This is a genomic window from Azospirillum sp. CT11-132, from assembly GCF_047302835.1.
In the GTDB taxonomy this organism is placed as follows: domain Bacteria; phylum Pseudomonadota; class Alphaproteobacteria; order Azospirillales; family Azospirillaceae; genus Azospirillum.
This window is the reverse complement of sequence record NZ_JBGLZA010000001.1, coordinates 13088-37214: the sequence shown is the minus strand read 5'-3', so window position 1 is coordinate 37214 and position 24127 is coordinate 13088. Positions and strand designations below refer to the sequence as shown.

The following is a 24127-nucleotide window of genomic DNA, read 5'->3' as shown; positions in this document are numbered from 1 at the left end:
TCAATGATCCGGAGCCGGGATGCATGACGAGTGGGCGGTCGGGCAGTGGACGGAAGCAATCGCATGGGTAAGGGACGGCGGCGGCTGTGGCTTCTGGTCGGCCATGGAGCAGTTGGCTTGGCCACCGCCGGGGCGTTCCTGCCCATCCTGCCGACCGTCCCCTTCCTGCTGGTCGCCGGCTGGGCCTATGCCCGCAGCAATCCCGAATTGCGGGAGCGGATGCGCAACGACCCGCGGTTCGGCCCTGCCGTGCGCGAGTGGCAGGACCGCGGCGCCATTCCGGTGAAGGCGAAGATCATGGCGGTCGGCGGGATGTCGTCCAGCTTCGCCGTGCTCGCCCTGTCGTCGCCCGGATACCCGGTGCTCGCCGGCACCGGCGCGGTGATGGCGGCGGCCGCTGTGTATGTGGTGTCGCGTCCGCCGCCTTCGGACAGATAGGCTCCCCTCACCAGCCCAGCCACTTGCCGTATTCGTGGACGACGTCCTGGGTGATCGCCTCGCGGGTGGTGCGGTCCGGCGGCAGGTATTTGTGAAGGCCACCGCGCAGGATCACCTCCACGCGCCGCTGCCATGCCGCGCGGTTGTCCTGCATCTCCGGGAAGGCGAAGGTCATCGGATGGTAGGCGCGGGCGCGGATGGAGTAGGAGAACTCCTCCTCCCCGTTGCGCAGCACGGCGATGCCGGCGCTGAAGGCGCCCGTCTCGATCTCGACGCGCCGGCCGTGCCGTTCCAGCTCCAGCGCCACGTCGCGCAGCGCCGGCTGGACCGTCTCGACGATGAAGCGGGCGACCTCCTGCCGTGCCGCCGTGCCGCCGGGGGGAAGGGACGCCTGCGCCGAGGTCCGGCGGCCGACCATCGCGGCCAGCCGCTGCCGCCAGTCGCCGTCGATCGCCGGCTGCTGCGGGACGGCCCCTTCGGCGGGAGCGCCGGGGCCGATGGATTCGCGGATCGTGCGCCGGTCCAGCGCCACGCTGCGCTCCTCGCGCAGGCTGAGCACCAGACTGATGCACATCAGCACCATGACCACCACGAAGGGAAGCGCGGTGGTGACCGCCGCCGTCTGCAGCGCCTGCAGCCCGCCGACCAGCAGCAGGATGGCTGCGACGACGCCGGACAGCACCGCCCAGAAGACGCGGGTGGCGATGGGCGGATCCTGGTTGCCGCCGGAGCCGATGATGTCGATGACCAGCGCGCCGGAATCGGCCGAGGTGACGAAGAAGGTGATGACCATCAGCGTGCCGATGGCGGAGGTGATCGTACTCAGGGGCAGGCGGTCCAGCATGACGAACAGTGCGGTGGGCACGCTGTCGGCCACCGCCTTGGCCATGCCGCCGCCTTCGAACATCTCGATGTGGATGGCGGTTTCGCCGAACACGGTGAACCAGACGAAGGTCAGGGCGACCGGCGCGAACAGCACGCCGCCGATGAATTCGCGGATGGTGCGGCCGCGCGACACCCGCGCGATGAACATGCCGACGAAGGGCGCCCAGGAAATCCACCAGCCCCAATAGAACATGGTCCAGCTGGCCTGCCATTCGGCGCCGGAATAGGGCAGCGTGCGGAAACTGGTGAAGGGAAGCGTCCACAGATAGCGGCCGATATTCTCGACCAAAGTGGACAGCAGGAAGACCGTCGGGCCGAGCAGGAAGACGAAGGCCAGCAGCAGAAGCCCGGCCAGCATGTTCAGTTCGCTCAGGCGGCGGATGCCCTTGCCGACGCCGCTGACGGCGGATGCGGTGGCGATCGCGGTGATGACGGCGATCAGCACCATCTGCTGCACCGTGCCGACGCTGAGCAATCCCAGATACTCAAGCCCCGCGTTGATCTGCATGACGCCGAGGCCAAGCGAGGTGGCGATGCCGAACAGCGTGCCGAAGATGGCGACGATGTCGACGATATGGCCGGGCCAGCCGCGGATACGGTCGCCGAGCAGGGGGTAGAGCGCCGAGCGGATCGTCAGCGGCAGATCGTGGCGATAGGCGAAATAACCCAAAGCCAGCCCGACGACGATGTAGATGCCCCAGGCATGCAGGCCCCAATGCAGGAAGGCCAGATTCATCGCCTCGCGCGCGGCGTCCGGCGTTCCGCCTTCGCCGACGCGCGGGTTGGAGAAATGCAGCATCGGCTCGGCGACGCCATAGAACAGCAGGCCGATGCCCATGCCGGCACTGAACAGCATGGCGAACCATGTGGGATAGCTGAATTCCGGCTCGTCATCGTCCTTGCCGAGCTTGATCGCGCTGTAGGGGCTGATGAAGAGCCACAGGGCGAACAGCAGGAATCCGGCGACGGTCAGGACATAGAACCAGCCGAAATTCCCGACGATGGCGGCCTGCACCGCCGAAACGCGGGCGCCGAACGGTTCGGTGAACAACGCCGCCACCGCGACGAAAAGAAGAATTATCCCACCGGCTGTAAAAGATACGGTTTTGTTGATCCCATGCATATTGGCACTCCGAAACAAACCCGCCCAAGCGTAAGCGTGTCGAGACGCTGACAACACAACGACGCGGGTGAGTGAATGTTGCGAGCCTGCCAGGAAAAGCCAGTGATCGGCATCCGTACGCGAACTGCTCGCATCGCGCGAATATCGAATTCGCACAAATCGAAGCGCGGGATCATACATATTTTCCGGGCGTCGTCAAACATCTTGACCTGATCCATGAGATCATTTTGCACCGGCAACCTCTCAGTAACTGCCATCTTTCTTATTATAGGCGCCTGAATATCAAGAAATAAACGGTCGTTTGTGAAGGACCTGCTCTCTATTCGCAAAGTCCTGATGATCAATACAGAAATTCCCACTCCGTAATCCAGGGTGGGGACAAAGAAAAAGGGCCGCCGTTTCCGGCAGCCCCTTCCCTTCCGCCCTCGATCCGCCAGTCAGGCGGCGACGCGGTCCTGCCCGAGATGGGCCATCCGGGCCAGCGTCGCCGGCTCGATGGCCACCCGCAGATGGGCGTGGCTGTCGTCGTCGCGGCGGCCGACCACTTCGCCATGGGCGTAGAGCCAGGCGAGAGTCGCGCCGTCGCCATGCGCGACATCCAGTTCCACCAGCTCGCGGCCGGCGGTCATCCGGTCGTCGAGAATGCGGAACAGCGTGTCCAGCCGCCCGCCGGTCGCGGCGGACACCGCGCAGGCGTTGCCGGTCCGCCCGGCGCGGGCGAGCACGGCGTCAAGCTCCGCCCCCTCCAGCAGGTCGATCTTGTTGGCGACCTCGACCACGCGCGGGTCGCGCTCCGGATCGATGCCGAGATCGGCCAGGATCGCCTCCACGTCGGCCTTCTGGGCCTCGGTGTCGGGGTGGGCGATGTCGCGGACATGCAGGATGATGTCGGCCGACTGCACCTCCTCCAACGTGGCGCGGAAGGCCGCGACCAGATGGGTCGGCAGGTCGGAGATGAAACCGACCGTGTCGGACAGGATCACCTTGCGCCCGGACGGCAGCACCACCTGACGCATGGTCGGGTCGAGCGTGGCGAACAGCAAGTCCTTCGCGAACACCTCGGCGCCGGCCATCCGGTTGAACAGGGTGGACTTGCCGGCGTTGGTGTAGCCGACCAGCGCCACCACCGGATACGGCACCTTGGCGCGCGCCTTGCGGTGCAGGCCGCGGGTGCGGCGGACGTCGTCCAGTTCCCGCTTGATCTTGACGATGCGGTTGCCGATCAGGCGGCGGTCAAGCTCCAGCTGCGATTCACCGGGGCCGCCGAGGAAGCCGAAGCCGCCGCGCTGGCGTTCCAAGTGGGTCCAGGACCGCACCAGCCGCGACTTTTGGTAGCTCAGCGACGCCAGTTCGACCTGAAGCTGGCCTTCATGGGTGCGGGCGCGGGCGCCGAAGATCTCCAGGATCAGGCCGGTGCGGTCGATGACCTTGGCGCCGAACGCCCTCTCCAGGTTGCGCTGCTGCACCGGGGTCAGCGCATGGTCGACGATGACGAGGTCGATGGCCTCGTCCGCCTCGCGCGCGTCTTCGATCAGCTTGGCATACTGCTCGATGGCGCCGCCGCCCAGCAGGGTGGCCGGGCGCGGCTGGTTGACCTTGACGACAGCGGACTGCGCCACGTCGAGGTCGATGGCCGCGGCAAGGCCGACCACTTCCTCCAGCGAGGCGTCGGGGCTGCGGTCGGTCTCGGCCCCGCGCAGGACCGGGTGGAGGACGAGGGCGCGGCCCAAAGCGGACCGCGGGGTGTCGGTGGTTTTCAAATCGGTGGTCTGATGCGTGCCCATGAGGCTCCTTTGTCCGCCCCGACGCCGGATGCGTGGGGGCATGCGCGCATCCCTCGCGGATGCGAAGCTCGGAATTTGGGAAGAAAGGGTCCTCTCCGACCCCACCGGTGGCGCCACGGCACGGGGGAGGGTCGCGGCGGCCTGCGCGTCACGGGGTCGGAGAGGAGAGCGTCGGCACACCCGAGGCGGGAGGCCGAACCGGGGAACTTAGATCAAGGGAAGTCACCGAAGTTGCCGCGCCGGCCGGGAAGGCGGCCTCGTGACGCGGGGGTCGTACGGGGATAGATGTGGACTTGGGCGCTTGGAACAAGGGCGTGCGAAGGATTTTTTGGGGAAGTTTGGCGGTATGCGCCCTCTCCCGGGACGGGAGAAGGCGTAACAGGAGTCTCCCCCTCACCGGCCCATGTTGTTGCGCGACGCCTGTTCGATGGTCTTGATGTGGGCCAGTCCGGGGAGGATTTCCGAACGGATGAACTCCAGCCGGCGCACCGGGCCGCCGCCGCGGGCGAAGCGGTGCTTCCACAGATTCATCTTCACCGCCAAGCCGCACAGCACGCCGCCGATGGTCAGGTGGTGGGTGACGATCAGGTCGCGGATGCTGCGGAAGCTCTCCGGGTTGATGTCGCGCCAGAAATCGCGGGAGCGGTTGTCGAAGCTCTCGAACCGCCCGGTGATCGAGGTGGCGATGTCGGTCAAATCGTGGCCGATCTCGTCCAGCATGCGGCGCTGGCGGACATCGCGCCGCACCTCGCTGACCTGGAACAGCTCGGCCATCCAGCCGAGGAAGCCCTGCACGTCAGGAACGATGTCGTCCAGGCAGCGCTTGAAATAGGCCAGCGACAGGAAGATGTCGGCATATTCCTCCAGGAAGGCCGGGATCTCCTGCAAGGGGATGTCGAGACGGTCGGCGGTCATCTGCAGCCGGCGCCGCGCCTCCTCCAGGTCGGGTTGGGCGAACAGGCGGACCAGCTCGTCCATGCTGGCGATGTCCGCCCCCTGCACGCCATAGACATGCTCCACCAGCGGCCGGGTGAAGACGCGCATGTAGCTGGTCAGCTCCGCCCGCTTGGCGGCCGACAGGCGCAGCGCGTCCGCCCCCTCCACGTCGATGTTCAGGCGGCGAAGCTCAAGCCGCAGGCTGTAGACGTCGAAGCTGGCGGCCTCGCCGATCCGGACGATCTTGCGCAGGTCGCGGCGAAGCTCCGGGCCGTCGATGCCGAAGCATTTCGATAATTGGTCGAGGCCGATCTGGCCGCTGCCGGTCTGGGCGTCGTTGAACAGCTCCGCCACCGTCTCCAGCCGGACATTCTTGATCAGCCGCGCCCGGCGCAGTCCCGGCGTTTCCAGCGGCAGGATCGACAGGGGCAGGATGTGCAGGGCGTCGCGCCCGTCATCCTCCTCCGCCGTCGAGGCCCCGCGCAAATGCACGGCGGCGGCTCCGGTGGTGGCGGGCGGGCGGATGCGGTCGCGGCGATTGCGGTCTTGTAGGTCGCCGGACCTGCGGTCTTGTAGGTCGCCGGACCTGCGGTCCTGGGGGGTGCCGGCTGGCGGCTGCACGGCTGGACTCCTCCCGCTTGGCCGAGCCCCGCGGCCTGTCAGAAGCGCGGGAACCTCATCAGCGTCATGGTGATGGACGGATCGATGGAGATGACCGAGGCCCGGCCATTGCGGGAGATCGGGCCGATCGACGGCATGGCGGCGGTCGCGGTGGCGCCGCCATTCTGCATGTCGTACATCGCGGCGAAGCGGTCGAGGAACTTGGCGACCTTCTCCGGGCTCTTCAGGTCGGCGATGTCCATGCGCTTTTCCAGCAGCGCCTTCTGCTTGTCGACGTCCAGCAGCGCCGTCTGGTCCGGCAGCCCCAGCGTGGTGTAGACCACCTTGCGCAGGGCATTGTCGGCCATCACCTGGTACCAGTTGGAGATGTTCGACGACCGCCGCTGGAAATAGAGGCCGAGGCGCACCGCCGGGTTCCTGTCCTCAGACTCGACCTCCAGCGTCACGTTGACGTAGCGGTCGATGATCGCCTGGACGACGGCCGGCTGCTTCAGGTTGTCGCCGCCGTTTTCGGCGAAGCCGAGGACGGTCGCCATCTCGCGGAACTTGGTGTCGCTCATCCGGTTGGCGGTGGAATACTGGTCGCTCACCCCCTCTTCCAGAACCTTGCGGATCAGGCCGCGCGACTTCGCCTGACTGCCCAGGTCGAAGGCGTCCAGGACGAAGCGATAGAGCTTGTCGTCCTTCATGAAGTCTTCGGTGCTGGTGATCTTGCCGATGTTGTCCTGGAAATAGGAGATGGCGCGCTGCACCGCCGGGCGGCTGCGCACCGCCTGTTCGTAGCGGTCGTGGTTCTTGCTGACCATGCGCAGATCGACCAGCGTCGTCATGGCCTTAGCTCCCCGCGTGGTGGCCGATGCCGTCCGTCTGGATGGAAGGGGCCTGGATGGACGGCGCCGGAGCGGAGGGGGGCGGCGACAGCAGCGTGCCTTCATACTCCATCACCGGACGCAGGGCGGACAGCGCCTTGTAATAGTCGCGCTCGCCGATATGGCCCATGGCGCGGGCGATGCGGTCCTGGATGTCCGGACGGGTGAAGGTGGTGTAGAGCTGCGCCATCATCTCCGCCGCCGCACCGCTGCCGTTGGCGGCGACGGTGGGGTCGAGCAGCATGCTCTGGATCAGGAAATACGCGCGGCGCACCGGGGTCACCGCATCCTCTTCCTGCAGGATGTCGCTGCCGCGGATGATCTGGGCGAAATTGGAGATGGTCAGGGTGTAGCGGCGGTTCTCGTTCTGCACGACGCAGCCGTTGATGACCACCCGCTCGCACGGCTTCAGGCGCAGCTTAAGTGCCATAGGACAGATCCTCCGTCGCCAGTTCCAGCGCGGGCTGCGCGGTGGCCTGCGCCGCCCCTTGCAGGCCCTGCATCACCGAGCGGTTGATGTGGAGCAGCAGGTCGATGCCGCCCTCGCCGCGCAGCACCCGCTGGGTGTTGCGGTTCACCGCGAAGGACAGCGAGACCAGACCGGCGCGCAACGCCTCCGGCAGGGCGTTGCCGTCCTCCAGCAGGTCGGCGCGCAGCGCGTTCCATAGCTCCAGGTTCCGCCACAGCGCGTCCTTCAGCGCGGCGGAGCGCCAGTCGGCGTCGCGGTTGTTCTCCAACGCCAGGGTGATCCGCAGGAACACCCGGTACTCGATCTTTCGCGGATCGTCGCACTCGGCGATGGTCTGGTGGTAGGCGGCGATGCTCATGGGCGCACCCCTGCGGTGGGGTCCTTGGCGGCGGGATGCCGGACCGGTTGCGGTGGGTCTTTTTGAGGACGGGCGAATGGCCGGCCGTCGGCGATGCCCGCTCCGCTCCTGCTGCGGGCAGTGTGAACGGGCATGGCCGACGGGGCGGCGCCATTGTCCAGGGGATTGGACAATGGCGCCGCCCGTCAGGGACTTAGCGGAACAGCGACAGGATGTTCTGCGGACCCTGGTTGGCGATCGACAGAGCCTGGATGGCGAGCTGCTGCTGGACTTGGAGGGCCTGCAGGCGGCTCGATTCCTCGTTCATGTCGGCGTCGACCAGGGCGCCGATGCCCTTGTTCATCGAGTCGGTCAGCTTCGACACGAAGTCGTTCTGCACCGACACGCGGTTCTCGATCGAGCCGATGACCGACGCCTTGCCGATGGCGCTGTCGAGCAGCTTGTTGATGACCTCGAGCGACTTCTTGGAGTTGTTGACCACGTCGATCTGGGTCAGATCGGCGAGGCCGCCGAAGGCGTCGCTCTCCTTCGAGCCGACCCACAGTCCGGACACCTGGGCGGTGAAGTTGCCGTCGGTGTTCTTGTCCTGGTCGGTGAAGGTCAGCGTGTCGCCGGTGAAGGCGACCTGGAAGTCACCGCCGGCGGCGGTCAGGGCCGTGTTCACCGCCGTGGCGATGTTGCCCTGGGTGGTCGCCAGATCGGTGTCGTAGGTCTGGGCCGACAGGTCGACCGTCACATCGGCCTTGGTGCCGTCCTCCTTGGTCACGGTCAGCGTCAGGCTGCCGAGGCCGAGATTCTGGCCGTCGATGAAGGTGTCGCCGGGGGCGCCGAGCTTGATGTCGACCTTGGCCTTGGTGGCGTTGGTCGAATCGACCTGCTGCTCGATGGTGGCCTTGCCGACGATCGATTCCACGCGCATGTCCTGGCGCTGGAATTCGATGTAGCTCGGATCGACGCTGCCGTCGCTGCGGCTCAGCGACGCCAGGATGGCGACGTTCTTGTCCTTGGCCGTGCCGTCGTTGGAGTAGGCCACGCGCAGCAGGTTGTCGCCGTTGAAGGAGGCGTCGGCGGCGGCGCCCTTGATCAGCTTCACCAGCTGGTCGACGTCGTTCTGGATCAGCGACTTGTCGACGCCGTTGGTCTGGCCGGCGATGACGCGGGCCTTCAGCGTCTGCAGGTTCTCGACGATGTTCTTGGAGGCCACCGACGCGGTGTTGGTGGTGCCGGACCCCAGCTCCAGCGATTCCTTTACCGCCTTGAAGCCGGCGACGTCGGCCTTCATGGTGGTGGCGATCGACCAGTAGGCGGCGTTGTCCTTGGCGTTGTTCACCTTCAGGCCGGTCGAGATGCGGTCCTGCGTGGTCTCCAGATCCCCGGTCACGCGACGCAGGGTCTGCAGCGCGGTCATGGCGGAGGTGTTCGTCATAATCGAGGCCATGGGTATCTCCATTCGCGAGATGCATGGCGCCTTTCTGACGCCGGGGCCATTCGCGCCGGCCTTCCCGATCCAGTGTGCGGGGGCGCGAGCGGCAAATTCGAGGATGACCGAGCCGGTTTAAGCCGGAGTAAAAAATCGCACGTGTTCGGGACGGACGGGGTGGTCGGCGCCGCTCAACGGCCGATGGCGCGGGTGGCGGCGGGGGCGGCGCTGCGCGGCACCACCGGCGGGATGAAGGGCACGCGGGGGCCGGCCAGCCCGCCGGCGCTCGACCAGCGGTCCAGCATCAGCTGGGCGCGGTCGGGAGCGACATGGTCGGGCGGCGCCTCGAACTTGTAGCCGCGGCCATAGACGGTCTCGATGTACCGGCCGCCGCCGGTCGCCGTGTCGATCTTCTTGCGCAGCTTGCAGATATAGACGTCGATCACCTTGTCGAGCGGGTCGGAGCCGGACAGGCCGTAGACCTCCTCGTAGATGTGTTCCTTCGACACCACGCGGCGGTGGTTGAGGGCCAGCACCGACAGGATCGCGTGCTCCCGCTGGCTGAGGCGCAGGCGCTCGCCGTCCACCTCCGGGTCGCGGCCGTCGAGGAAGACGGTCAGGCGGCCGACCGTCACCGCGTTGCTGGTCAGCCCGTAGGAACGGCGGCGGATCGCCTCCAGCCGGGCGCGGATCTCGGTGCTGACCACCGGCTTCACCAGCACGTCGTCCGCCCCGGCCCGCAGGATGCCGGCGGTGGTGTTGGCGCAGCGGCGTTCGATCAGGCAGATGATCGCGGCGGTCACGTTGCGGGCGCGGAGCATGGCAACGCAGGCCTCGGTATCGCCGACGTCGCCGATGATGATCGCGTCATGTCCGATGTCGATGGAGCCATGCCCGCCCACCAGATCGCGCAGGCCATTCAGGTCCAAACGGTCATGGTTAACCTTGCACAGGGCGAGTTGCTTACCGATGGCGTCGGCGATCAGATCGGCTGGCTCAATCAGCAAAGCCTGCATTGGATTCTCCATTGTCGAGCAAGCGCAGATAAAGCATTGATTTTTACGCAATTGCGTTGATGTCACATGCTTATCACAGCCTCAAAAGAACCCATCGAAAGGCTATGTGTCAACACTTTGGGGTAGCCGAGTTGATATAGGACATTCGAGCGTTTTACCCCGTTTTAATATTTTCGTTTGGATAAACACTGGATAAATTTTTATGTAACACGGGTTTTACTTTGAAATTCGGCGCGACTTTATAATGATCATCACAAGCAACCAGCACTCATCTCGCCGGCCATGGTTAACGACAGTAATCGGGTGGAAAACCACTCCTCATGAATATGAACGCTGGTTTAACCCTGATGCCCTAGCGTCGCCGGGCATCCGCGTTTGAGGAGGTTCCATGTCCGGAACGAAGGCACCCGTCTTGCCGGCGGCGGTCGCCGCTGCTTGCCTGTCCGCGCTGGCGGGCTGTGCGCAATTGTCGCAGGCACCCGACAGCGATTACCGCCAAGCCCTTGAAAAAGCGCTCACCGCCGGTCAATGCGACGGCGATGCGGTGCGCGACATGTGGTCGGCCTATGGACGGTGGTATGCGGTGGCGTCGTCGATCGCCGGCCATCCGAAGACCGACGAGGCCGTGGCCCTGCTGCGCCAGGGCGACCAATTCCGGATTCTGAACTGCACGGAGGTGGCGCGCGCGTCCTACCGGACGCTGATCCACCGCTTCCCCGAGGACGGATATGCTGCGATGCGCGAGGCCGCCAGCGCCTCGCTGCGGACGCTGCCGCCGCCGCTACCCGCTCCGGGCGGGCCGACCCAGATCAGGCCGGTCGGGGAGATTTGAGGGGTAAATCGCCCTCTCCCGGGGCGGGAGAGGGAGCCTTTTCACAGCGCCAGATCGGACGACAGGGGGCGGTCCAGCCCCAGCCAGGCGTCGGCCAGCGGGCCGACGGTCAGCGCGCCGTCCAGCCGGCAGTCGGTCAGGGCGGCGCGGAAGGTCTCGTAAAGGTCGGCCAGGGCGGAGGACGGCAATCCCGCCGCCAGACGCAGGGTCACGTCCAGCCGGCGGCCGGAGAGCGTCGCCATCAGTTGCACCGGACCCAACCGCTGCGGCCGGGCCTGCAGCACCAGGGTGATGCGGTCGGACAGGCCGTCTTCGATGCCGACGGCGCACAGCAGGCTGTCGTCGCTGTCCAGAAGCGGCACGCGCGACAGCCGCCACAGCCGTCCGTCCACCGGCTGGAAGCGCGAGGCCAGCGCCCGGTCGCCGTCGTCGAGCAGCAGCCCGCCGTCGAGATCCTCCAGCCGGGCCGCCGCCTCCGGTCCCAGCCAGCCGCGGCAGCCGTCCGCCGTCGCCGCCAGGAACAGGGCGAGCGCGGCACCGAAGGTCGAATCGCAGCGCGGCAGGTATCCCCGCGCCAGCGCCGCATCGGCCGGCGACAGCGAATCGAGCAGGTCGAGCAGGCGGCGCACGAGCGGTCCGGCCTCGTCGCCGTCATCCGTGGCGCGCGGGGCGGGTGGCGGCGTCGCGGCGAACTGCGCGGCCAGCAGCTCCGGCGGCGGCACATGCCGGGGGACGAGGTCGCGCCCGGCCATTCAGTTGATTCCCATTGCCTGCCGCTCCGCTCAATAGACGACGGTGTCGGTGTCGTCCGATTGCGGGATGATGATGGTGCCGTCGTCGGCCATCGCCTTGGCGACGCGGACGATCTCCGCCTGGGCGTCGTTGACGTCGCGCATGCGCAAGGGGCCCATGTTCTCGATCTCGTCCAGCAGGATCAGGCGGGCGCGCTCCGACAGCACCGACAGGAAATGGTCGCGCTGGGGTGCCGGCGCCCCCTTCAGCGCGATGGCGAGCTGACCGGTGTCGCAACGGCGGATCACCGCCTGCAACGACACGCGGTCCAGCCGCATCAGATCCTCGAAGGTGAACATCAGCTGCTTGATGCGCTGGGTCGGCTCCGGCATCACCGTTTCCAGATCGTCGAAGATCTCGGTCAGCGTCTCGCGGTCGATGCGGTTGAAGATGTCGGCCATCCGCTCCAGCGAATCGTTGCCGTGGGTGCGGGCGTAGTTCGCCATGAACTCGTTGTGCAGGATCGATTCGATGTCCAGCAGCACCTCGCGCTGCACCGATTCGATCTGGATCATGCGCTCGATCACCTCGGTGCGGATGGCGGGGGGCAGCAGGACCAGCACCTTGGCGGCATGGTCGGCGCGCATCTTGGACAGGATGACCGCCGCCGTCTGGGGATATTCGCCGGCAAGATAGCTGGCGAGCACCCCCTCGTTCACGTTGGACATCTTCTCCCACATGGTGCGGCCGGCGGGACCGCGGATCTCGCCCATGATCTCCGTCACGCGGTCGGCCGGCAGGAAGCGGTTCAGCATCCGCTCCGTGCTGTCGTAGGAACCGACGACCGACCCGGCATTGGCGAAGCGTTCGGTGAAGATGCGCATCAGCGTCTCCACCAGATTGGAGGTGACGTTGCCGAGAGTCGCCATCGCCCGGCTGACGAGGCGGATTTCATCCTCGTCCAGCCGTTCCATCAGCCGCGAGCCGCGCTCCTCGCCCAGCGCCAGGAAGATGACGGCGCTTTTCTCGATGCCGGTCAGGCTCTTGTAGTTCTCACGGATCTTGATCGGCGATCCCATGGCGTCACCTCAGAAGGAATAATCGGCGGAGGGGGCGGAGGGCGGGGCGGTACCGGACGCGTCGGCCGGCGGCAGGGCCAGAGCACGGTCGTGGCGGAAGGCGACCGCCATCACCGCTCCTGCAACCAGCAGCAGCGGGTGCGGGATCAGCGGGTTTGGGTCGAGGGCGGACAGCAGCCCGGAGACCGAGCCGTCCTCCGGCACCGCGACGCCGCGACGGCGGGCCAGGGCGAGAAGGCTGTCGGCGAGACTGGCGGGAGGCTCTGGGCTGACGCGCGGGTCGTCCATCCTCACACTCCGTAGGAGCGGATCAGGCTGCCGGCGATCAGGAACCAGCCGTCGGTCAGCACGAAGAAGATGATCTTGAAGGGCAGCGCGATCATCACCGGCGGCAGCATCATCATGCCCATCGCCATCAGGATCGCCGCCACCACCATGTCGATCACCAGGAAGGGCAGGAACAACAGGAAGCCGATCTCGAAGGCGCGGCGCAGCTCCGACAGCAGGAAGGCCGGCATCAGCAGCCGCAGGTCGACGCTTTCCGCCGTCACCGGGCGCTCGTCCTTCTCCGGGGCGGTGGTTTCGGTCGCGGGCTTCGGCTTTGCCGTGAAGGCGGCGAAGGCGGCGAGGTCGCGTTCGCGGACGTGGGAAGCCATGAAGCCGCGGAAGGGCTCGATCATGCGCTCCAAGCCCTGTTCCTGGGTGACCTGCTCGTTCAGCAGCGGGCGCAGGCCGTCCTGCCAGGCGCTGTCGATCACCGGCCCCATGATGTGGAAGGTCAGGAACATGGCGAGGCTGACCAGCACCATGTTCGGCGGCGACTGCTGCAGGCCGAGCGCGGAGCGCAGCAGCGACAGCACGACGATGATGCGGGTGAAGCAGGTGACCATGATGAGCAGACCGGGCGCGACGCTGAGCACCGTCAGCAGCACGATGCCCTGGACGATCCGCCCCGACAGGCTAGCGCCATCCGTCAGCGATCCCAAGGCGCCGAGGTCGAGCGGGGCCGCCGCGGCGGGGCCGGCGGCGAGAGTCGCGGCGAGGAGAAGGGCAAGGGTGCGGAGGCGCATGCGGGGGCTTTCGGGGGGTTCCCCCTCTCCCCCCCGGGGAGAGGGTCGGGGTGAGGGGGATGCATAAGTAGGATTCTCGGGAAAGGGCCGCCGCGCGCCCCCCTCACCCTAACCCTCTCCCCGGGGGGGAGAGGGGATTCTGCTCAATCGATCTCCAGCTCCGTGCGCACGATCTCGGTCAGGGTCACGCCCAGCCGCTGGTCCTCGACGATCACCACCTCGCCTCTCGCGACCAGACGGTGGTTGACCAGGACCTCGACCGGTTCGTCCACCTTGCGCTCCAGCTCCAGCACGGCGCCGCGGCCGAGCTTCAGCAGTTGCGCCACCAGCATGCTGGTGCGGCCAAGGACGACCTGAACGTCCACCGGCACGTTGTAGATCGCGTTCATCGGGCCGTCGTAAGGCTTGTCGCCAATCCTGTCCGGGGCCTTCTCAGCCTGCTTGGAATCGTCGTCGAGCATGTCGAGGTTCAAGGGAGGCATGAGGGTTCTCGCTTCGGATCGTTAAAGGTCGGTGGACAGCGCCGGTGTCAGGGCAGCGGCGGCGCGGTCGGTGAGGTCGGCGACGGCGGCCTCGATGGCGGCGGGATCGCGGCGGAGGGAGCCGGCGCCCCAGTTCGCCTCCACGGCGCCCACCGCCAGCGCCGGGTCGCCCTGGATGTCGAGACGGCCCTGGAAGACGCCCTGCCCGGCCAGCCGCTCTTCCAGCGGGAGGCAGAGCGAGGGGTGAAGGCGCAGGGTCAGCACGGGGGCCTGTCCGGCGGCGCGCAGGGCGTCGGCGGCGAGACGCTCCACCTCGGCACGGGCGACCTGATCGAGCAGGCGCGGCGCCATGCGGCGGACCAGCGCCAGCAGCACGACGGCGCCCTGGGCCTCCAGCCGCTCCATCAGGGCGGCGTGGCCGGCGTCGAGCGCCGCCATCCGCTGCGCCAGCCGATCGAGGGTGGCGGACAGCTCCGCCTCGATGCGGCGGGCGGCGGTGAGTTCACCCTCGCGGCGGCCCTGGGCCAGACCCTCGGCAAGTGCGGTCTCGCGGGTCTGCTCCAGCGCCGCCCGGTGCTCGCGTTCCGACAAGGTCGGCAGGTCGAGCGGGTCGGCGATCTCCACCGCTTCCGGCTCCGCGACCGCGACGGGGGCGCCGAAGCTGTGGTCGAAGCGGTAGCGCGGGTAGGCGGCCATCACGCCACCTCCTCATAGAGCCAGGAGCGCAGGATATCGATGGCCTCGTCCGGATACTGGTCGACCAGCTCGCCCAGCCGGCGGATGGAGGAGGCGCGGACGCGGCCCTCGACGGTGCGCAGCTCAATCAGCTGGTCCATTGTCTCTTCGATGCCCAGCTGCGGCGCCATCGGCGCGGCGGCCAGGGCGGGGTCGGCTTCCGCGCCGTCGGGCAGCGCCGCACCGGCAGCGGCGGCGCCCGCCATGGCCGGGCCGGTCAATTGCGGCATGGCGCCGCCAGCCGGGGCGGCCAGCGCCGGGGCTTCCGCCACCACCGGCTCCGGCGCCGGGAAGACGCGGCGGATCAGCGGACGCAGGCCGACCAGGATCACCAGGGCGGAGAGCACCAGCAGGATCACCCACTGGATCAGCGTCATGACGTTGCGGGTCAGCGTCTCGGCGATCTCGTCGCCCAGCGGACGGGGGGCGAGGTCGGGGGCGAGGTCGACGAATTCCAGATTGTCCACCGTCACCCGGTCGCCGCGCGCCTCGCTGAAGCCCATGGCGGAGCGGACCAGTTCGCCCAGGCGCTGAAGCTCTTCGGCGCTGCGCGGCTCGTACTGGCGGGTGCCGTCGGCGGCGGTCTTCCAGGTGCCGTTGACCAGCACGGCGACGCTGAGACGGCGGACGTCGCCGGGCTCGATCACCGTTTCGCGGCTGACGTTGGAGATCTCGTAGTTGACCGTTTCCTCCTGCCGCTTGCTGTCGTTGGAGGATTGCGGCCCCTGCGACTGGGCGCGGACGTCGCGCTGCGGCAGGTTCTGTTCGGCGGTGACCGGCGGTTCGCCGTTGGTGTCCTGGCTGCGGTCCTGCTCCTGCACGGTCTGGGTGGAGCGGACGACCTGGCTGTTGGGGTCGAAGGTCTGGCTGCGCACCACCTCGCGCTTGGTCTCCACCTCGGCGGCGACCTGGACACGGACATTGCCGGCGCCGAGCCGGGCGGTCAGCATCTGCTCCACCGCGCGGGCGACGCGGGTTTCCGCCGCGACGCGCAGCCCGTCGGTGCGGGCCGAGGCCAGCCCGGGGCCGTCATCCTCGGTCAGCAGAAGCTCGCCGGAGGAATCCATCACCGTCACCGCGCTGGGCTTCAGGTTGGGCACGGCGGCGGAGACGAGGTGGCGGATCGACAGGGCTTGGCGGCGGTCCATCGACCCCCGGCCGCGCATGCGCACCACCACCGACGCGGTCGGCTTGGGGGCGTTGCGCGAGAACTCCTCGCGTTCCGGCAGGACAATGTGGACGCGGGCGGCCTCGACGCCGGACAGCGTTTCGATGGTGCGGCCGAGTTCGCCCTCCATGGCGCGCAGGCGGTTGATGCGCTGCATGAAGCTGGTGATGCCGAGCGGCTTGTCGGTGTCGAACAGTTCGTAACCGACGCCGCCGTGGGACGGCAGGCCCTTTTCCGCCAGCGCCATGCGGACGCGGGAGACGTCGGCCTGCGGCACGCTGATCGTCGTGCCGTCGAAGCCGGCATTCACCGGCACGCCCATTTCCTGCACCGCCTTGGCGATGCGGCCGGCCTCCGCCGGTTCCAGGCCGCTGTAGAGCGCGGTCATGTGCGGCTGCGACAGCAGCAGCGCCATGCCGGCGACGGCCAGGACGATGCCGAGACCGGTGCCCGCCAGGACGAGCAGCCGACCGCGCCCCAACGACCGCAAGGTGTCGATCAGACTGTCCACGGTTCCCCGCACCTTTAAAGTTTCTGAAAATCGGCGGGCCTAGTCTTCGCCCTGCACACCCCGTCACGCTAACGGCGCGACTTTTAAGCGGAGTAAAAAACGGGAGCGGTGCTGAAGACAAAACTTCTAAAACTTTACCCGTTTCTTGATTTACTAAAATTTTCGGCAATGTCCGGCGGGATGGAGCGATGATTACACGACTTGGCATGGCGAAAACGGGGGCAGCGACGGGAGCGGTGCGGGACGAAGTCCTGAACAGGCTGCGCGGGTCGGGGCGGATCCTGGTGATCGCCCTGCCGGTCGCCCGGCTGCTGGCAGGATTGGTGGCGCTGGGCGCGGTGGCGGCGGCCGGGATCGGCGGCTATTGGCTGGCGGCGGGCACTGAAGCCGTCGAGCGGCTGTGGGTGCCGTCGGCGGAGACCGCGCCGGCCGACGTGGTGGTCGACATGCCGGAACTGGTCGTCAACCTGCGCCGCGACACGCCGTCCCGCTTCCTGAAGATCGGCCTGTCGCTGACCGTCGCCCACCACGACCGCCAGACGCTGGAACAGGCGATGCCGCAGTTGACCGACAGTCTGCAGGAATTCCTGCGCAATCTGGACCAGGACGACCTGGAAGGGTCGGCCGGGCTGCACCGCCTGCGCAGCGAGATCAGGCGCCGCTTCAACCTGATCCTGTCCGACCCCGCCGGCCGGCGCGACGTCGTCACCGACGTTCTGCTGCGCAGCCTGCTCACGCAATAGCGACCTCCAGAGGCACCGGATGACCGACACCCCCGCCCCGCCCGCCCCATTGATGGCCACCCCGTCCATGGCCGCCCCGTCCATGCCCACGTCCACACTCGTCGCCGACGAGGATGCGGACTGGTCCGACGCCGCGTGGGAACTGGCCGCGGCACAGCAGACCACTGCGCCCGCTCCGCCCGCCGCAGCAGAGGCCGCGGAGGCCGAGGCGATGGCTGAGGCGATGCAGCAGGCGCTGAGCGGCGAGACCAAGACGCTGAGCCAGGAGGAGATCGACCGGCTGCTGAATTTCGGCGCGCCGGAAGGCGGCGGACCGGAGATGAGCGCCATCCAGCGGCTGGTCAGCTCGACCACGGTCAACAAGGACCGGCTGCCGATGCTGGACGTGGTGTTCGACCGCATGGTGCGGATGCTGAACACCTCGCTGCGCCAGTTCGCCTCTACCAACGTCGAGGCGTCGCTGTCGAAGATCGAATGGCTGCGCTACACCGATTTCCAGGACGCCATCGAACTGCCGGCCCTGATCGGCGTCGCCCGCGCCGAGCCGTGGGACAACCAGATGCTGGTGACCATCGACAGCGCGCTGATTTATTGCATGATGGATGTGCTGCTGGGCGGGCGGCGGTCGCGGCCGGGGCGGATCGACGGGCGCGCCTACACCTCCATCGAACGCAAGATGACCGAGCGGATGATGAAGGTGGTGCTGCAGGATCTGGGGCAGTCCTTCGATCCGCTGGCGCAGGTGGATTTCGTCTTCGACCGGCTGGAGGTGAACCCGCAGTTTGCCACCATCACACGGGCCACCAACGCCATCATCCGCGTGCGCATCGCCGTGGAGGTGGAGCGCCGCACCGGCCACATCGACATCGTCATCCCCTATGCCACGCTGGAGCCGATCCGCGGCAAGCTGGTGCAGATGTTCATGGGCGAGAAGTTCGGCCATGACACGGTGTGGGAAAGCCACCTGAAGAACGAGCTGATGCGCTCCAAGCTGGAGCTGGTCGCCGTGCTGGCGGAGACCAAGGTGCCGCTGGGCGAGGTGCTGGCCTGGCAGAAGGGCCAATCGCTGAAGCTGCGCATCAATCCCGATTCCACCGTCCTGGTCTTCAGCAAGACCATCCCGCTGTTCGCCGGACACATGGGACAGCGCAACGACAACATCGCGGTGAAGATCGACACCGATCTCGACACCAAGCAGGAGCTGATCGATGGTCTCCTTTCTCATTGACGCGGCCCTGGCGGTGATGCTGGTCACGGCGACCGCCTATCTGGTCATCGTCAACAAGCGGCTGAAGCTGCTGCGCACCGGCCAGTCCGAGATCAACGCCCTGGTGTCGACCTTCTCCAAGTCGATCGACGACACCGACGCCTCGATGAAGCGCATGGTGACGTCGGCGACCGAGATCGCCGCCCGGCTGTCCGACGATCTCGACCGCGCCAAGGGCATGAAGGAGGACATGGCGCTGATCCTGGGCTCCTGCGAGCGCACCACCGCGCGCATGGAGGAGTCGGTCCAGCATGCCCGCGCCCTGCTGCGCCGCCTGGACGAGGGCGCCATGGCGAGCACAGCGCGCTCCACCCGCAACCGGGCGCGGGCGGAGGGTGCCGAGGCCGTGGAGGGCGTGGCGAAGCCGGCCGAGGCGGCGACAGAGGCGGCGGCAAGCTCCCCCCTGGTGTCCGCCTTGAAAGCGGCGGAGGTGGATCATGGCGAGTTCCGGGCGCTTGAAACCGCTCTGCGTGCCGTCGCCGGCCAGCCTGCCGAAGCCGCCGCTCCCACCGGTCCGGCGAAGGCGGCGGCCAGCGCCTTCTACGCGCGGCTGCGCACTGTCGGGTCGGAGGCGTCGGCATGATTCCGCGCATCCTGCCCATCACCCTGGTCGCCGTGCTGATGGTGCTGCCGCTGAAGCTCGGCGCCCTGGTCGACGGCTTTCCGGTGATCGCCCAGCAGTTCGACCGCGAGTTCGGCGCCCATGAACGGCCCTGGGCAACCGATCTGAAGGCGGCCGACCTGAAGGCAACGGATCCGAAGGCGGCGGAGGCTGCTCCGGCGCCCGCTCCGCTGCCGGTTTCGACGCCGGTCGCCGAGCTGCCGCCGCCGGTGGCGCTGGCGCCGCCGAACTGCACCGATCCGCTGCTGCGCGCCGCCATCGACGAGCAGAAGGCCGACAGCGCCGGCCGGCAGAACCGCCTGCGCGAGGCCGAAGCGGTGCTCGCCGCGACGGAGGCGCGGGTCGGCACACAGATCCAGCGGCTGAACGGCGTGAAGCGCGAGGTCGAGGCGTTGATGACCCAGCGCTCCACCCTCCAGCAGGAGGATTTGAAGCGGATGGTGTCGATCTATGAGGCGATGAAGCCGCGCGACGCCGCCCGCATCCTGACCGACATGGAAACGGACATCGTTGTCGATGTGCTGGATCGCATCACCGAGCGGCGCGCCGCCCCGATCCTGGCCGAGATGGCCGACGCCAAGGCGCGCGAGGTGACGCGGCTGATCCTGCAGCGCCGCGCCCTGCCCGGCGACCGCAAGGCCGCTCCGGCGGTGGTGGGGGCCGCGGTTCCCGTCACCGCCGGCATTCCGCGCCCCACCCTGACGAATTGAGCGCCATGACCAGCATGCCCGATGCCGTCTCGGCTCCGCCCCGGCCGGCCGCAACCTCCGCTTCGGCCCAGCGTGGCGGCTCGTCCGGCGACGACGCGCGCGACGAGGACTTCGCCAGTCTGGTGGACGAGACCGCGGAGGAGGAACCCGACGATGCGGCCCGCCCCGACCGGCTGCGCAAGCGCAAGGAGCCGAGAGCGGACGACCCCGTCGCCGCGCAGGGTGCGATCACCCAGGCGGTGGTGCAGGCGAGCGGCACCGACGCCCCGCTGATGCCCTGGATGATGGCCGCCGCTCCGGCAGCTCCGGCAACCACTGTGCCCACGGCATCGGTCGGCAAGGCGACGACACCGGGATCCGCCGCTCCGCAGGCGGCAGGGCCGACCGGCGAGGCCAAGCACCCTGCCGGGCAGACCACCGCGACCGCACCGGCAACCGCGCCGCAACCGGCGCCAGCCCCGTCCGCACCCGATGGGTCGGCCGGACAGGCCGAAACGGCGGCACCCGCAAGCGCCGATGCCACTGCACAGGGTAATGCCGACCGGGTTGCCGATGCGCCGGCACCGCTCCAGACCGTGCAGGCCGGTTTGCCGGCCATGGCCGCCGCAGCGCCGAATACGTCTGCCGAAGCGCCCCCCTCCCCGGACGGGCGCGAGAGCCGGCGCGATGAAAGCAGCGATCCCCGCACCGCCATCCGCGGCGCGCATGGCGCCGGCCGTCAGGGCGCCGCCGCCGGGAAGGCCGAACAGGCCGCCAGCGCACCCGCCGCCCCCCAATCCGCACAGCCAGGACAGCCGGCCCCCGATGCCGCCCCTGCCCTCGCCGGCCGGGATCCCGCCCCACCCTTCTCCGCTTCCCCAAGCACGGGCAGCGGCGATGCGGCAGCCACCGGGTTCGAGGCGGTGCCGACGCTGCCGGCCCAGGCGGCCACCCACTATGCCGCCGCCGCGGCCTCCGGCCGGACCGCCACCGCGCACAGCCCGGCGATGGCGCAGCTGGCCGCTCCGCTGGTCCGTGTGGCGGAGAGCGGCGGCGGCGAGTTCCACATCGACCTCGCCCCGGCGGAGCTTGGCCGCATCCGCGTCGTCGCCGACGTCAGCGACGGCAAGGTCTCGCTGACCGTCCAAGCCGAACAGGCCGACACGCTGGCCCTGCTGCGGCGCGATCTGACGCAGCTGGAACGCGCGCTCGGCGATGCCGGGCTGTCGCTCGACAGTTCCAACCTGCAGTTCTCGCTTCAGGGCGACGGGCAGTCGCGCGGCTTCGCCGCTCCCGACCGGGGCGGCAGCTCCGGCGGCTGGAGGATGCAGGCCGAGGCCGTTCCCGAACCCGCCACCGAATTCGTTAGCGACCGGTCGCTGCGCCCGATCGACGGGCTGGTCGACGTCACCGTCTGAACAGGAAAGACCTTTCCGCCATGACAACTACGTCCGGTACCACCACGCCCAGCACCGGCCTGATGACCGCCGCGAAGACGAATGCGGCGGCCTCCACGGAAGAGACCAAGAAACCCACCGTCGATTACGAATCCTTCCTGAAGCTGCTGACCGCCCAGCTGCGCAACCAGGACCCGCTGGCGCCGATGGACGCCACCCAGTTCATGACCCAGCTGGCGCAGCTGTCGACGGTGGAGCAGTCGATGCGCTCCAATGACACGCTGGGCAAGGTGCTGGACACGCTGAAGAGCAGCGGCATGCGCATGGACATGGCCCTGCTCGGCCGCAAAGTGGAGGTGGCGTCGGACCAGCTGTCGCTGACCGACGGCAAGGCGCAGGCCGCCTACACGGTCGAGGGCACGCCGGCCAGCGTGAAGCTGGAGGTGCTGACCAGCGCCGGCAGCGTCGTCTACAGCAGCCCCGGTTCGTTGAAGACGGGCCGGCAGGTCTTCGACTGGACCGGCAAGACGGCGAACGGCGGCACCGCGCCGGACGGCGTCTATACGCTGCGGGTGACGGCGAAGGACAAGGACGGCAAGGCGCTGAACACCGCCACCGTCGTCACCGACACGGTGGCCGAGGTGCGCAGCGTCGACGGCGCCAGCAAGTTCGTGCTGAAGAATGGCGCCACGGTGGATTCCGGCGCGGTGCTGTCGGCGTCGTGAGAAGTGCAGCCCCTCTCCCACCCTGGGGATTCCCCTCCCCCCCGGGGAGAGGGTCGGGGTGAGGGGGATGCACAGGGTGGATCCAATGGGAGAGCGGGGGTGCACGATGCTTGAAGATCCTCGCCACGCGATCCCCTCACCCTAACCCTCTCCCCGGGGGGGGAGAGGGGATCCTGAAAGGGTGAGAGAAAGCCGGCTTACAGCCGCGTGTTGTCCTGGCGCAGCAGGCGGTCGATCAGGACTGCGCGGATCGGTTGGACGTTTTCGCGACTGAAGGAGCCGTTGGCGCCGGCCAGGAGCGCGGTGGCGACGCCTTGCGGGTCGACCGCCGGGCCGTTGAAGCGGCCGTGGCCGGCGAGGTCGAACAGGGATTCCAGCATGGCACTGCGGGCATGCGGCAGGCGGCGGCGAACCAGAAGCGCGTCGTCGGCGCTGGACGCCTCCAGCGTGACCTGGGTCAGGATGAAGGCGATGGTCCGCCCGCGCTCCAGCATCGGCACGACCAACTGGCCGGCCTCGACGTAATAGGGGCCGCCGGCGACCGGTTCGGCGGGAGCGGCGGGGGCGGAGTCTTGCGGGGTCTTGATGCGGCCGAAGCCGTAGCCGCCGGCGAAGGCGAGCATCGCAGCCACGGCGAACAGCAGGACGGCTTTCATGGCGCGGGTTCCCGAACAGGCCAAATCATCAGAGGGGCCAGATCATCAGAAGGGAAGAATCACGTCCAGCACCTGCTGGCCGTAGCGCGGCTGCTGCACGTCGGTGATCTGGCCGCGGCCGCCGTAGGTGATGCGCGCCTCGGCGATCTTGTCGTATTCGATGGTGTTGGCGTTGCTGATGTCCTCGGGACGGATGACGCCGGCGATGCGCATCTCGCGCAGTTCGTAGTTCACCCGCACCTCCTGCCGGCCGGCGATGACGAAGTTGCCGTTCGGCAGCACCTGGGTCACCACGGCGGCGACGCGCATGGCGATGCGTTCGTTGCGCTGGATGGTGCCGTTGCCGCTCGACGTGCTGGAGCTGTCGAGATCGACCAGACTGGACGGATCGACGGCATCGGGCAGGATGGCGGGAAGGCGGCTTTCCAGCCCGAAGAAGTTGGGCATGCCGGCCTTCTCGTTGTTGGTGCGCCCGCGCTGGGTGCTGTTGCGCAGCTGCGCCTGGTCGGAGATGTCGATGACGACGGTCAGCAGGTCGCCGACCGCCTTGGCGCGGGGATCGCGGAAGAAGTCGCGCGATCCGGTGCGCCAGAGCGAACTCGGGATCTGCTCGGCCGTCGAGGGTCGCGGCATCGGCAGCGAGATCACGCGGGCTTCCGGCTGCAGCGCCGGGTTGGAGATCTCCGACAGGGCGGGAGCGCTGCCGATGTCGGCCAGCCGCGCGCAGCCGCCCGTCGCAAGCGAAAGCAGCAAGATGGGGACGAGCGCGGTGCGCATCTGGGAAGCTCCCTTCATCGGATATCTCAGGGCTTTGCTGCTTGCGGGACTCGCGGGCCGCTCACCGAAACGGTCTCGGCCCCGGTGACGGTGCCGGTGACGACGGTGCTGCTGGCGATGTTCATGACACGGACGGTGTCGCCGACGCCGCCCTCCTGCAGCGCACGCCCGCGGGCGGCCAGCAGCAGCGCGCCATCCTCGTAAACAAGCGTCACCGGCCGATTGCGCTGGACGACGATGGGCGCGCCGACCGAGCCGACCTGCACCAGCCGCCCGGTGGAGAGCTGGCGGCGCGGCGACTGGCCGATCAGCGATTCGGCCGAGGCGATGAAGCCGGCCCCGGCGCGGTCGAGCGACATACGGATGGTGGTCAGGTCGGACGCCTCGATGATCTCGCCCGGCCGGATGCGGCGAACCGGCACCGGCATCGTCACCTCGACGTCCGCCCGGCCGCTCAACTCGACGACATGGCCGCCGCTGAGGATGCGGGCCTGGAAGATGCCGGTGCGGGGGTCGAGGCCGATATCGCGCACGGCGTCCACCGGCCCGTCGAAGGGGCGGCCCAGCGTCAGCGCCACCTGCGCGTCCGGCGGAACCGAGGGACCGAGGGAGGCCAGCAGCTCCTCCGCCAGCCGCGTCTCGACCGGTCCGGCGGTGGCCGGGAGGGGAAGCGCCAGCATGGTCCCGAGCAAGAGGCCCGTCAGTGATTGGCGGAGGGTTCGC

General features: G+C 68.2%; 26 protein-coding genes. 8 read left to right on the top strand and 18 right to left on the bottom strand.

Features of this window, described 5'->3' with window-relative positions; translation table 11 throughout:
- Nucleotides 1-63: 63 nt before the first annotated feature.
- A complete protein-coding gene (locus ACCD06_RS00195) occupies nucleotides 64-438 on the top strand; it encodes a YbaN family protein (RefSeq protein ID WP_413337893.1) in 375 nt (124 codons plus the stop codon).
- Nucleotides 439-445: 7 nt separating this feature from the next.
- On the opposite strand, the gene ACCD06_RS00190 is transcribed toward ACCD06_RS00195, so the two are convergent.
- The 8 genes from ACCD06_RS00190 to ACCD06_RS00155 form a co-directional block, all read right to left on the bottom strand.
- Complete coding sequence (locus ACCD06_RS00190; protein ID WP_413337891.1) at nucleotides 446-2446, bottom strand: BCCT family transporter; 2001 nt, start codon at nucleotides 2444-2446, stop codon at nucleotides 446-448.
- A 437-nt stretch (nucleotides 2447-2883) separates the two neighbouring features.
- Nucleotides 2884-4230, bottom strand: coding sequence for a GTPase HflX (gene hflX / locus ACCD06_RS00185; RefSeq protein WP_413337889.1), 1347 nt, complete (start codon nucleotides 4228-4230; stop codon nucleotides 2884-2886).
- Between the two features lie 393 nt (nucleotides 4231-4623).
- Entirely contained in the window at nucleotides 4624-5787 is a 1164-nt protein-coding gene (locus tag ACCD06_RS00180; RefSeq protein ID WP_413337887.1) for a hypothetical protein, read from the bottom strand.
- A 38-nt stretch (nucleotides 5788-5825) separates the two neighbouring features.
- Nucleotides 5826-6617, bottom strand: coding sequence for a DUF1217 domain-containing protein (locus tag ACCD06_RS00175; RefSeq protein ID WP_109154031.1), 792 nt, complete (start codon nucleotides 6615-6617; stop codon nucleotides 5826-5828).
- A 4-nt stretch (nucleotides 6618-6621) separates the two neighbouring features.
- Nucleotides 6622-7086 carry a flagellar biosynthesis repressor FlbT gene (locus tag ACCD06_RS00170; RefSeq protein ID WP_413337885.1) on the bottom strand — a complete coding sequence of 155 codons (465 nt, stop codon included), beginning with the start codon at nucleotides 7084-7086 and terminating at the stop codon, nucleotides 6622-6624.
- Nucleotides 7076-7483, bottom strand: a complete 408-nt coding sequence (locus tag ACCD06_RS00165) for a flagellar biosynthesis regulator FlaF (RefSeq protein WP_109157567.1) — start codon at nucleotides 7481-7483, stop codon at nucleotides 7076-7078. The genes ACCD06_RS00170 and ACCD06_RS00165 overlap by 11 nt, the downstream gene beginning before the upstream one ends.
- A gap of 193 nt (nucleotides 7484-7676) precedes the next feature.
- Nucleotides 7677-8921, bottom strand: coding sequence for a flagellin (locus ACCD06_RS00160; RefSeq protein WP_109157568.1), 1245 nt, complete (start codon nucleotides 8919-8921; stop codon nucleotides 7677-7679).
- Between the two features lie 173 nt (nucleotides 8922-9094).
- The gene (locus tag ACCD06_RS00155; protein ID WP_109154035.1) at nucleotides 9095-9919 is read right to left on the bottom strand and encodes a response regulator transcription factor; all 825 of its coding nucleotides are present in this window, start codon (nucleotides 9917-9919) and stop codon (nucleotides 9095-9097) included.
- Between the two features lie 388 nt (nucleotides 9920-10307).
- Between ACCD06_RS00155 and ACCD06_RS00150 the strand changes: the two genes are divergently transcribed.
- Nucleotides 10308-10751 carry a hypothetical protein gene (locus tag ACCD06_RS00150; RefSeq protein WP_413337883.1) on the top strand — a complete coding sequence of 148 codons (444 nt, stop codon included), beginning with the start codon at nucleotides 10308-10310 and terminating at the stop codon, nucleotides 10749-10751.
- Nucleotides 10752-10792: 41 nt separating this feature from the next.
- On the opposite strand, the gene ACCD06_RS00145 is transcribed toward ACCD06_RS00150, so the two are convergent.
- From ACCD06_RS00145 to fliF, 7 genes are all read right to left on the bottom strand, one after another.
- Complete coding sequence (locus ACCD06_RS00145) at nucleotides 10793-11503, bottom strand: hypothetical protein (protein ID WP_413337881.1); 711 nt, start codon at nucleotides 11501-11503, stop codon at nucleotides 10793-10795.
- 30 nt (nucleotides 11504-11533) lie between these two features.
- Nucleotides 11534-12562, bottom strand: a complete 1029-nt coding sequence (locus ACCD06_RS00140) for a flagellar motor switch protein FliG (protein ID WP_413337880.1) — start codon at nucleotides 12560-12562, stop codon at nucleotides 11534-11536.
- 9 nt (nucleotides 12563-12571) lie between these two features.
- The gene (locus tag ACCD06_RS00135; protein ID WP_413337878.1) at nucleotides 12572-12850 is read right to left on the bottom strand and encodes a hypothetical protein; all 279 of its coding nucleotides are present in this window, start codon (nucleotides 12848-12850) and stop codon (nucleotides 12572-12574) included.
- A gap of 2 nt (nucleotides 12851-12852) precedes the next feature.
- Nucleotides 12853-13632 carry a flagellar type III secretion system pore protein FliP gene (fliP, locus tag ACCD06_RS00130; RefSeq protein WP_109157573.1) on the bottom strand — a complete coding sequence of 260 codons (780 nt, stop codon included), beginning with the start codon at nucleotides 13630-13632 and terminating at the stop codon, nucleotides 12853-12855.
- Between the two features lie 143 nt (nucleotides 13633-13775).
- Entirely contained in the window at nucleotides 13776-14114 is a 339-nt protein-coding gene (gene fliN, locus ACCD06_RS00125; RefSeq protein WP_413337875.1) for a flagellar motor switch protein FliN, read from the bottom strand.
- A 21-nt stretch (nucleotides 14115-14135) separates the two neighbouring features.
- Entirely contained in the window at nucleotides 14136-14810 is a 675-nt protein-coding gene (locus ACCD06_RS00120) for a flagellar assembly protein FliH (protein WP_413337873.1), read from the bottom strand.
- Nucleotides 14810-16528, bottom strand: coding sequence for a flagellar basal-body MS-ring/collar protein FliF (gene fliF, locus ACCD06_RS00115; RefSeq protein WP_413337870.1), 1719 nt, complete (start codon nucleotides 16526-16528; stop codon nucleotides 14810-14812). Before fliF ends, ACCD06_RS00120 begins: the two co-directional genes overlap by 1 nt.
- 188 nt (nucleotides 16529-16716) lie before the next feature.
- Here fliF and fliL point away from each other — a divergent pair, with 188 nt between their 5' ends.
- The 6 genes from fliL to ACCD06_RS00085 are packed head-to-tail and all read left to right on the top strand — an operon-like array spanning nucleotide 16717 to nucleotide 21971.
- Nucleotides 16717-17271, top strand: coding sequence for a flagellar basal body-associated protein FliL (gene fliL / locus ACCD06_RS00110; RefSeq protein WP_413337868.1), 555 nt, complete (start codon nucleotides 16717-16719; stop codon nucleotides 17269-17271).
- 19 nt (nucleotides 17272-17290) lie between these two features.
- Nucleotides 17291-18499, top strand: a complete 1209-nt coding sequence (fliM, locus tag ACCD06_RS00105) for a flagellar motor switch protein FliM (protein WP_136702113.1) — start codon at nucleotides 17291-17293, stop codon at nucleotides 18497-18499.
- Nucleotides 18480-19121: a DUF6468 domain-containing protein gene (locus ACCD06_RS00100; RefSeq protein WP_413337866.1), complete on the top strand. Its 642-nt coding sequence runs from the start codon at nucleotides 18480-18482 to the stop codon at nucleotides 19119-19121. Before fliM ends, ACCD06_RS00100 begins: the two co-directional genes overlap by 20 nt.
- Nucleotides 19118-19870: a MotE family protein gene (locus ACCD06_RS00095; RefSeq protein WP_413337864.1), complete on the top strand. Its 753-nt coding sequence runs from the start codon at nucleotides 19118-19120 to the stop codon at nucleotides 19868-19870. The genes ACCD06_RS00100 and ACCD06_RS00095 overlap by 4 nt, the downstream gene beginning before the upstream one ends.
- A 5-nt stretch (nucleotides 19871-19875) precedes the next feature.
- Entirely contained in the window at nucleotides 19876-21267 is a 1392-nt protein-coding gene (locus ACCD06_RS00090; protein ID WP_413337862.1) for a flagellar hook-length control protein FliK, read from the top strand.
- A 20-nt stretch (nucleotides 21268-21287) separates the two neighbouring features.
- Nucleotides 21288-21971: a flagellar hook assembly protein FlgD gene (locus ACCD06_RS00085; protein WP_413337860.1), complete on the top strand. Its 684-nt coding sequence runs from the start codon at nucleotides 21288-21290 to the stop codon at nucleotides 21969-21971.
- A gap of 197 nt (nucleotides 21972-22168) precedes the next feature.
- Here the strand turns inward: ACCD06_RS00085 and ACCD06_RS00080 are convergent, their stop codons facing one another.
- Genes ACCD06_RS00080 through flgA form a run of 3 tightly spaced genes read right to left on the bottom strand, consistent with a single transcriptional unit; the run spans nucleotide 22169 to nucleotide 24096 of the window.
- Complete coding sequence (locus ACCD06_RS00080) at nucleotides 22169-22627, bottom strand: hypothetical protein (protein WP_413337858.1); 459 nt, start codon at nucleotides 22625-22627, stop codon at nucleotides 22169-22171.
- A 45-nt stretch (nucleotides 22628-22672) separates the two neighbouring features.
- On the bottom strand, nucleotides 22673-23404 hold the full coding sequence (gene flgH / locus ACCD06_RS00075; protein ID WP_109157207.1) for a flagellar basal body L-ring protein FlgH: 732 nt from the start codon (nucleotides 23402-23404) through the stop codon (nucleotides 22673-22675).
- A gap of 26 nt (nucleotides 23405-23430) precedes the next feature.
- On the bottom strand, nucleotides 23431-24096 hold the full coding sequence (gene flgA / locus ACCD06_RS00070; protein ID WP_413337856.1) for a flagellar basal body P-ring formation chaperone FlgA: 666 nt from the start codon (nucleotides 24094-24096) through the stop codon (nucleotides 23431-23433).
- Nucleotides 24097-24127 lie beyond the last annotated feature (31 nt).